Annotated in this window: 7 protein-coding genes; 4 read left to right on the top strand and 3 right to left on the bottom strand. The window is 72.1% G+C overall.

Going from position 1 to position 9,445, the window contains the following annotated elements; all coding sequences use genetic code 11:
- Positions 1-13: 13 nt before the first annotated feature.
- Entirely contained in the window at positions 14-1,273 is a 1,260-nt protein-coding gene (locus ACQEVY_RS03410) for a pyridoxal phosphate-dependent aminotransferase (RefSeq protein ID WP_432944636.1), read from the bottom strand.
- A gap of 109 nt (positions 1,274-1,382) precedes the next feature.
- On the bottom strand, positions 1,383-2,720 hold the full coding sequence (locus ACQEVY_RS03405) for a KamA family radical SAM protein (protein ID WP_432944634.1): 1,338 nt from the start codon (positions 2,718-2,720) through the stop codon (positions 1,383-1,385).
- 258 nt (positions 2,721-2,978) lie between these two features.
- Here ACQEVY_RS03405 and ACQEVY_RS03400 point away from each other — a divergent pair, with 258 nt between their 5' ends.
- Both ACQEVY_RS03400 and ACQEVY_RS03395 read left to right on the top strand, forming a co-directional pair.
- Positions 2,979-4,220: a cytochrome P450 gene (locus ACQEVY_RS03400; protein WP_432944632.1), complete on the top strand. Its 1,242-nt coding sequence runs from the start codon at positions 2,979-2,981 to the stop codon at positions 4,218-4,220.
- 12 nt (positions 4,221-4,232) lie between these two features.
- Positions 4,233-5,456: a cytochrome P450 gene (locus tag ACQEVY_RS03395; RefSeq protein WP_432944630.1), complete on the top strand. Its 1,224-nt coding sequence runs from the start codon at positions 4,233-4,235 to the stop codon at positions 5,454-5,456.
- Positions 5,457-5,542: 86 nt separating this feature from the next.
- On the opposite strand, the gene ACQEVY_RS03390 is transcribed toward ACQEVY_RS03395, so the two are convergent.
- Positions 5,543-6,643, bottom strand: a complete 1,101-nt coding sequence (locus ACQEVY_RS03390) for a PLP-dependent cysteine synthase family protein (RefSeq protein WP_432944628.1) — start codon at positions 6,641-6,643, stop codon at positions 5,543-5,545.
- 134 nt (positions 6,644-6,777) lie between these two features.
- Between ACQEVY_RS03390 and ACQEVY_RS03385 the strand changes: the two genes are divergently transcribed.
- Both ACQEVY_RS03385 and ACQEVY_RS03380 read left to right on the top strand, forming a co-directional pair.
- On the top strand, positions 6,778-8,310 hold the full coding sequence (locus tag ACQEVY_RS03385; protein WP_432944626.1) for an MFS transporter: 1,533 nt from the start codon (positions 6,778-6,780) through the stop codon (positions 8,308-8,310).
- A 77-nt stretch (positions 8,311-8,387) separates the two neighbouring features.
- On the top strand, positions 8,388-9,140 hold the full coding sequence (locus tag ACQEVY_RS03380) for a TetR/AcrR family transcriptional regulator (RefSeq protein ID WP_432944624.1): 753 nt from the start codon (positions 8,388-8,390) through the stop codon (positions 9,138-9,140).
- Positions 9,141-9,445: the final 305 nt, after the last annotated feature.

Raw genomic sequence — 9,445 nt, 5'->3', positions numbered from 1 at the left:
GGCACGGCGGCCGTCAGGCCGTCAGCTTCGTCAGGGCCTGCGCGAGGCGTTCCAACTCGCGGCGTATGTGCGGGAGTTCGGCGGGGTCGTCGGACTCCAGCGCGCTGCGGCGCTGGCGGTCGGTGACCCCGTACAGCAGGCTGGTCGCCGCGCGGAAGCGCAGCGCGTGCGGGTCGTCGCCGAAGTGGTGGCCGCCGAGCACGGCGATACCGGCCCGCTCCAGCAGGACCCGCTCCAGGGACGCCGAGTCGATGGCGCCGTGGGCGGCGAGCATGGCCCGGGCCGGCTCGAGGTCGGGGTAGACGTAGAAACCGCCGTCGGGAGCGCGGCACTCGGCGCCCGCGTCGGTCATCGTGCGGTGCACGGCCCGGGCGACGGCGGCGTGCAGCCGCGCGCCACGGGCGACGTGCTCGGTCAGTTCGCGGGGCTCGTCGTAGGCGTGGCGGGCGACGCTCTGCAGCGGGCCGGCCAGCGAGGACCACACCTCGCTCGCGGTGGCGAGGACCCGGGCGCGCAGCTCGGCGCCGCGGTCCCCCGCGGGGAAGCGGGCAGAGCCGATCCGCCAGCCACCGAGGGCGTGCGTCTTGCTGAGGCCGGTGGTGACCACTGTGCGCTCGGGCGCGACCTCGGCGGGGCTGAGGAATTCGGCCGTCGGATCGTGCAGCAGGTCCCGGTAGATCTCGTCGGAGACGACGGTGAGGTCCGCCTCCCGGGCGACCTGGCACACCGCGCGGATCAGTTCGGGCGGTGCCAGGGTGCCGGTCGGGTTGTCCGGCAGGGTCAGCACGAGCAGCCCGGGCCGACGGCCCTGCTCCCGTATCCGCCGCACCGTGTCGGCCAGCGCGGCCGGTTCGGGCAGGCCACCGCACCGCTCCGGGATGTCCACGCCCCAGGCTCTGCGGCCCATCAGCCGCGCCTGCGGCCCATACGTCACCCAGGCCGGCCGGGGCAGCAGCACATCCCCCTCGACGGCTGCGACCAGGGCCATCAGCAGCGGTTTGCTGCCGGGCGCCATGACCACCTGCTCGGCCTCGGTCGGCAGGCGCCGCCTGCTGTGGTACCCGGCCACGGCGGCCAGCACCTCGGGCCGCCCCGCGACCGGCCCGTACGCGGTGTGCCTCGCACCGTCGTCGAGCGCCCGGACCAGCCCGGCGGGCAGCGGCAGCCGCGCCTCCCCGAACCCGAGATGAACCACCCGCTCCCCGGCGGCACGCAGCCGGGCGATCTCCTGGTCGAGGGCGAGATTGGGCGATATCGCGGAACCGACGCTCATCACACAACCTCCTGATCGAGGACCAAGCCGGGCGGCATGACCGGCCCGGCACCCATCGCGCAACTCCCCGACCCAGAGCTCGAGTTGGACGACACGGCGGCGGCAGCCCTCATCGCACGACCTCCGCCCGAACCGGCTCGCCGCTCTCCAGACCGGCGTGCAGTGTCTCGTCGTCGCCCGTGTCGGGGCGCAGGTCGTCGAACCAGGCGGCGGTCGCCGACCACGGCGCCCGGAAGGGCCGTCCGACGAGGCACGGATCGCGGGCCTGGAGCAGCCGCAGCCGGAAGTACCGCCCCTCGGGGAGCTGTTCCACCCCGTCCACGACGACCTTGCCGACAGTCGTCGACATGACGGGTCCGCGCACGGTCCGGGCGAGCCCGGGCAGTTCGCGGTAGGCGTCCTGGAAGATGTCGACCGCGCGAGCGAGCGGTACCCGGTAGTAGGCGTGGGGCCCGGTGTCGCGGGCCACGAACATGTAGTACGGCACACAGCCGGCGGCGAGTTCGGCCCGCCACAGCGCGGACCAGGTGGCGGCGCTGTTGTTGACGTGACCGATGAGCGGAGCCTGGCAGTACACGACGGCGCCAGTCCCCCGGATCCGCTCCAGGGCGCGCTGCGCGAGCGGTGTGGCCAGCTCGCGCGGATGGCTGAAGTGGGCCATCACCGCGAGGATGCGTCCGGAGGCGATGATCCGCTCGAACAGGCGCAGCACGTCATCGGCGTCGGCGTCGCTGACGAACCGCTGCGGCCAGTAGGCGGGCGACTTGGTGCCGATCCGGACCGTCTGCACGGTCGGCACGTCGAGCAGCGGCTCCAGATGGGTGCGCAGCCGTTCGGAGGTCATCACCATCGGGTCGCCGCCGGTGACCAGCACGTCGGTGACATCGGGGTGGCCGCGCAGATGCCGGATCAGGCCCTCGGGGCCCCGGGCGGCGAACCGCAGGTCGGCGTCCCCGACGAACTGCGCCCAGCGGAAGCAGTAGGTGCAGTACGTGTGGCAGGTCTGCCCCTGGCCGGGGAAGTACAGGACGGTCTCCCGGTACTTGTGCTGCAGACCGGGGACCGGACCGGAGTCGTCACGCGGCACGTTCAGCTCCTGCTGCCCGCCGGGATGCGGGTTGAGCCGGTCCCGGACGGCGCGCACCGCGGCGACCACCTCGGCGTCGTCGTCACGCCGGCCGGCCAGCCGGCGCAGGACCGTCAAGTCGTCCTCGTCGAGCATGCCCTGCTGCGGGAAGACGAGCTGGTACATGGGGTCGTCGGGAACGCGTGTCCAGTCGACGAGTTCGGACAGCACGTACTCGTTCACACGGAACGGCAGCACCCGGGAGAGCAGCCGGACCGTCTCGCGCGCGGCGTCCGGGAGCGGATAGCGCCGGGCGATGTCGTCCAGCTGCCGCGGCCCGTACGCGCGGAAGCGGGTGGTGCCGTCGACCGTCAGGTGCACGCTGGGTCCCCCGTCCCTCGACGCCCGGCCCGTAGCGCGGACGTTCGACTGCGTCTCGAGGGGAACGCTAGGTCGGCCGTGCGGGCACACCGCTCGAATGGCACGTTCCTGCACCGAGGGCGTCAGCTTCCGGCACCGGCCCCGGTCGGCGGCCGTTTCGAGGGATAGCGTCCGGCCCCAGGCGCTAAGCGCCGGACCGGCACCGTGCCCGCTGCGCGCGCCGGTCGGCCGCACCCACCCGCGAGGAGTGAAGCTGCGATGACCCGACCGATGGAACCGACGGATGCCGCCGGGACGGCTGAGGTGCCGAGGCCCCCGACCGGGGTGGGCGACGGCCGTCAGTTGCTCGACTGGCTCAGGACGATGCGTGACCGCCACCCGGTGTGGCGCGACGAGATGACGGGCGCCGCCCATGTGTTCCGCTATGACGACCTGCTGAGGGTGCTGTCCTCCCCGGACGTGTTCAGCTCCGACTTCAGCGCGATCATGCCGCCGCCGGACCCGAACGCCCCCAACTTCACCGAGGGCGTGCTGACGATGACCGACCCGCCCCGGCACGGCAAGCTGCGCCGTCTGGTCAGCCAGGCGTTCACCCCGCGCATGGTCTCCCAGCTGGAGCCCAAGGTGGAGGCGCTGACCCGGGAGCTGTTCGACACGGTCGCCGGGGAGCGGGACTTCGACCTGGTGGCCGCGGTCGCCTACCCGCTGCCGGTGATCGTCATCGCGGAGATGTTGGGCATCCCGCCGGCCGACCGCGAGCTGTTCCGCAGCTGGGGCGAGGCCCTGCTGTCGACCAACTACGAGCTGCCGGTGGGCGCGGTGCCCGACGGCGCGATGCCCGAGCACATCGTCGGCCAGCTCAAGGACATGCACGCCTATCTGCTCGGCCACGTCCAGGACCGCCGGGTCACCCCCCGCGACGACCTCATCAGCCGGCTGGTGACGGCCGAGGTGGACGGCGACGCGCTGACCGACGCCGAGACCGTCAGCTTCCTGAACTTCCTGCTGCTGGCGGGCCATCTGACGACGTCGCTGCTGATGGGCAACACGCTGCTGAGCTTCGCGGAGGAGCCCGGGCAGGCGAAGGCGGTGCGCGAGGACCGCGAGCTGGTGCCGGCCGCGCTGGAGGAGGTGCTGCGGCACCGCCCGCCTGTGGTCTTCCAGGCCCGCGTCACTCGCCAGGAGACCGAGCTCGCCGGGATCACGCTGCCGGCGAACGTGCCGGTGATGTGCTGGCAGATGTCCGGCAACCGCGACGAGCGGCACTTCCCGGACCCGGACCGCTTCGATATCTCCCGCCGCCCGAACACTCATCTGACGTTCGGCCACGGCATCCACTTCTGCATCGGCACGCCGCTGGCCCGCATGGAGTCCCGGATCGTCCTCAACGAACTCCTCGACCGCTACCGCTCCGTGGACGTCGGTACGCCCGTCTACTACGAGCGCAGCCCGGAGATCTTCGGGGTGAAGAGCCTGCCGATCACCGTCCAGACCACCTGAGGAGACGATCCGATGACGTCAGCGACACCCGAGGCCGCGCCGTTCGAAGGGCCGCCGGCCGTGGTGGGCGACGGCAGGGAGCTGTACGCGTGGCTGAAGCGGATGCGGCGCGACGCACCCGTGTGGATCGACCCGGCCAGCGGCTCCTGCCACGTCCTCACCCACGCCGACGCCCTGCGGGTGCTGTCCGAACCCTCGGTGTTCTCCTCCGACTTCAGCTCCCTCGCCCCGCCCCCGGAGCCGGGTCTGCCGAACTTCGCGGAGGCGTCCCTGAGCGTGACCGACCCGCCCCGGCACGGCCAGCTGCGCAAGCTGATCAGCCAGGCCTTCACCCCGCGTACGGTGGCGGGGCTCGAACCCCGGATCCAGGCGGTCACCGCGGAACTGCTCGACTCGGTCGCCGGGCGGACGGAGTTCGACCTGGTGGAGGAGTTGTCGGGGCCGCTGCCGGTGGTGGTGATCGCCGAGCTGCTGGGTATCCCGACCTCGGACCGGGAGATGTTCCGCCGCTGGGCGGAGTATCTGCTGCCGCCCAGCGACGAGGTGACGGCCGGTGAGTTCCTGGAGGGCGGCTACGCCAAGACCCGCGCCGCCGAGCTCAACGAGATGGCGGACTACCTCCTCGGCCATGTCCGCGACCGCCGTGCCACACCCCGGGACGACCTGTTGTCCCGGCTGGTAGCGGCGGAGGCGGACGGCGAGCGCCTCAGCGACAAGCAGATGGTCAACTTCTCCGCGTTCCTGCTGCTCGCCGGGCATCTGACCACGACGCTGTTCATGAGCAACGCCCTGCTCAGCTTCGACGAGACGCCGGGCACCCTGGCCCTTCTGCGCCAGGACCCGTCGCTGATCCCTGGGGCCCTGGAGGAGGTGCTGCGCTACCGCCCGCCGGTGTCCTTCCTTTACCGGCTCACCCGCGAGGACACCCGGATCGGGGAGGTGGACGTCCCGGCCGGCCGTATCGTGGTCACCTGGCTGCTGTCCGCCAACCGCGACGAGCGGCAGTTCACCGACCCGGACCGCTTCGACCCGCGCCGCACCCCGGGCGGCCATCTGACCTTCTCCCACGGCATCCACTTCTGCCTGGGCGCACCGCTGGCACGGATGGAGTCGGCGATCGTGCTGCGCGCCCTGTTGGACCGGTACGCCGACACCACCGTCGGCACCCCGGTCTACCACCAGCGTCCCGACATCTTCGGCGTGACCAGCCTGCCGGTGTCGGTACGGACGGCCTGAGGCCTTCGCTGGGGCCGCCGCCGCGGCGGCCCCGCGCACGGCGCACACCCCGCCCCGCGCACACCATGTACGGGCGCCGCACCGGCTCACCCGGCCGGGGCGACCCCCCAGGTCCCGGTGGCGGTGAAGCGCTCCATGTCGAAGAGCGGTCCCTGCAGTTGCCACCCCTTGGCCTCGGTCCAGGCGTCGTCGTAGTACGTGTCCCGGTAGGTCTCGCCACCGTCCCCGACGACCATCACGACCGGCCCCCGTGTGCCCTCCCGCCGCATGCCGTCCAGCAGCTGGAACGCGCCCCACAGACAGCTCCCGGAGGACGGGCCCGCCATCAGCCCGGTGATGGCGTGCAGATGGCGCATCGCCGCCACGCTGGCCACGTCCGGCACGGGGATCACCAGGTCGACCACGGACGGGTCGAAGGCGGGCTCCATCCGCGGCCGTCCGATCCCCTCGATCCGGGAGGGCATGCCGGTGGTGTAGCCGGGGAAGTCGGCGGCCCAGCCGGGGAAGTACGCCGAGTTCTCCGGATCGACCACGGCGAGCCGGGTCGCCATACCCCGCATGCGCAGGTACCGGCCGACGGCAGCCGAGGTGGCACCGCTGCCGACGCCCACGACGATCCAGGCCGGCGTCGGTTCCCCCGCCTTTTCCAGGTCGCCGAGGATCTGGGCGCCGAGGCTGTCCGACCCGCTCCAGTCGATCGCGTCCCCCACCCGCTCAAGGTGATCCAGACAGTGGCCGCCGGACTCCTCCGCGAGGTCGCGAGCCTTGCCGTAGACGGCGAGCGGCGGGTCGAAGGGATGGCAGCGCCCGCCCTGCTCCTCGATCCGGCGCCGCTTGGCCGGACCGGTCTTGCCCGGAACGACGGCGGTGTAGTCCAGCCCCAGGAGCCGCGCGAAGTAGGCCTGCGCCACGGCCATGTTGCCGCTGGTGGCCTCGAACAGTGGGGTGTCGGGGCCGATCTCGCCACTGCGCAGGGCATTGAGGAAGAGGTCACGGGCAGCCCCATGTTTCAGGCTGCCCGACGGCCGCAGCGACTCGTCCTTCAGGTACAGCGCCGCGCCCGGCGGTCCGGCGAGCGGGAACGCACGCAGGGGCGTGGGCGGTTCGGCGGCCCGGTCGGCCAGCAGCAGGTCGATCGCCCGGCTCGCCCAGGCGCGGGCTTTCTCGTCACCGATTCCCCGTGCCACGCGATGCGTCTCCGTTCTCGTAGCGCTCGGTCCTACGGACGGTCTTCCCAGGTTGGCCGGAATCCGCACCCTAGACCGTCTCGTCCAGTGTACGACTCAATCGTATGGTGTACGAGACCGGAAGGAGCACGCACATGGCGGCATCCGAACGTGATCGCAAGTGGTGGGTCCTGGGGGTCCTCTGCCTGACCCTGCTGACGACGGTGCTGGACAACACCGTCCTCAACGTCGCCGTCCCCACCCTCATGGAGGACCTCGACGCCAGTACGGCCGACGTGCAGTGGGTGATCAACGCCTATTCGCTCGCCCTGGCAGGCTTCCTCATCGCCTCTGGCGGCATGGCCGACCACTTCGGCCGCAAGCGGGCCCTGTTCGCGGGGCTCACCCTGTTCGGCGTGGGCTCGCTGATCGGCGCCCTGGCCTCCTCGGTCGGCACGCTGGTCGCGGCCCGGGTCACCATGGGCCTCGGCGCCTCGCTGCTCATGCCGGCCACGCTCGCGGTCCTCATGCACGTCTTCGGCGACGAGGAGCGCATGAAGGCCATCGGCATCTGGATGGCCGTGTCCGCCGCCGGCATGGCGGGCGGTCCCGTCATCGGCGGGTTCCTGCTGGCCCACTTCTGGTGGGGCTCCGTCTTCCTGATCAACGTGCCGATCGCGGTCATCGGCCTGGTCGCCATCGCCTGGCTGGTCCCCGAGTCCCGCAACCCGCACAGCGAACGGCCCGACTTCGTCGGCCTGCCGCTGTCCGTGCTGGGCATGGTGTCCCTGGTCTGGGCCGTCATCGCCGTACCGGAGCGCGGCTGGACGAACGCGCTGGTGCTCGGCCCGCTCGCGGTCGCCGTGGCGGCCATGGCCCTGTTCGCGCTGTGGGAGCGCCGGACACCCCATCCGATGCTGGACATGGGACTGTTCACCGAACGGCGGTTCACGGGCGCGGCGCTCGGCGGCCTGCTCGCCGCCTTCGGCATGGGCGGCTCGCTGTTCCTGCTCACCCAGCAGCTCCAGTTCGTCCTCGGCTACACCCCGCTCCAGACTGGCCTGCGGATCGTGCCGTTCGCCGTGGCGCTGCTCATCGGCAGCGGGGCCGCCAGTGCACCCCTGGGCAAGAAGATCGGCCTCGCACGGACCGTCGCGCTGAGCATGGTGGTGGCCGCGCTCGGCCTGTGCGCCATCGCCGCGACGAGCGACAGCGGCTACGGCTGGACCCTGCCCGGCCTGATCGTCGTCGGGTTCGCGATGGGCACCGCGGGCCCCGCCGCCGGCGCCGCCCTGATGAGCGCGATCCCGCCGGCCCGGGCCGGCACCGCCTCGGGCGTCAACGGCACGCTCCAGGAACTGGGCACCGGTCTGGGCGTGGCCGCGCTCGGCGCCGCACTGGTTGCCCGATTCGACGCGGGCCTTCCGGACAGCCTTCCGGACGGCGCGGAGGAGTCGCTGCCCACCGCACTCGCCACCGCGGGCGGCCGGGTGGAGGAGGCCCGCGACGCCTTCGTCTCGGCCTTGGAGACCAGCCAGTTCCTCGGCGCCCTCGCGGTGGGGGTCGGCGGTGTCGCGGCCGGCGCGCTCCTCGGCTGGGCCGGACGGGAGCCGACCACCCCTCCGACACCGGTCGGCGCGGTAGCCTCCAGCGACCCGGAGGACCCGGACCGGCACAGTTCGGTGTGACCCGGGCGTGCGGCGCACGGTCGTACGATGACAGGCCTGCGAAAAGATGCCGGGTCGACGCCGAGGAGGGGCCGGACGTGGGTGAGCGCAAGCGGGGTGCGGCCAAGACGGCGAGTGTGTGGCTGGCACCCAGCGCGCGGCAGCCCGGTCCGCCGGGACTGAGCCGGGACCGCATCGTGCGGACCGCGGTCGAACTCCTCGACGCCGAAGGCCTGCAGGCCCTGTCGATGCGCCGGGTAGCCGCACAGCTCGGCGCGGGGCACATGTCCCTGTACTGGCACGTAACCACCAAGAGTGCGCTGCTGGAGCTGGCCCTGGACGAGGTGTTCGGCGAGGTCGCGGAACCCCCGCATGACCTCGCCTGGGAAGAGCAGCTGCGTGCCCTCGCGGGCAGCCTGCGCGCGGTGTTCGCCCGACACCGGTGGGCCGCCCGGCTGATCGGCGAGTACCTCAACATCGGCCCGAACGCCCTGCGCATGACGGACACTGCGCTGCGCGTGGTGAGCGGCTCGGGGCTCGCCCCCGACCAGACCGACAGCGCCGCCGCCCTCGTCCTGGAGTACGTCTGTGGGTTCGCCACCGCGGAAACCCGCATGATTGAGAACGCGGCGACGGCGGAGCGGAACGGCGAGCAGGCGGCGGACGAGGGTTTCGCGGAGGTCTCGAACGCGGTGCGGTCCGGACTCACGGAGTTCGCGACCCTGCGGGAGCTCGCGAGCCGCGACATCGGCACGGCCACCGAGATCCGCGACCGCAATTTCACCTTCGGGCTACAATGCATCATTGTCGGCCTCAGGGCCCTGGCCGACTCCGGCGAGACACCGGCCTGAGGCGGTCCACCCCATTACCTTCCTCGTAGAGCCCGGTTCGGGCTCGTGGCCTCCGGGGCCGGCCTGGCCCTGGCCAGAGGTTTCCGACGCGGGGCAGAACATGTTCTGGTCGGTACAACCCCTTCACCGCGCGGAAGCGAGGAGAACCGTGGGCACAAGCCGAAACCAACACGAACCCCTCACCGTGACCTGGGAGATCGAGACCATCGGCGGCGAGGAAGGCGAGGTACTGGCACGACGGCGTCCGAGCAGAGCTGACGCCGTACGTTCCCGTTTGCCGCGGCGTACGCAGCCGTAGTGAGGAA

The sequence above is a fragment of the Streptomyces sp. CA-288835 genome, from assembly GCF_050936385.1.
Lineage (GTDB): Bacteria > Actinomycetota > Actinomycetes > Streptomycetales > Streptomycetaceae > Streptomyces.
Note: the sequence above shows the minus strand (reverse complement) of the source record. Positions and strands in the feature narration are given on the sequence as shown.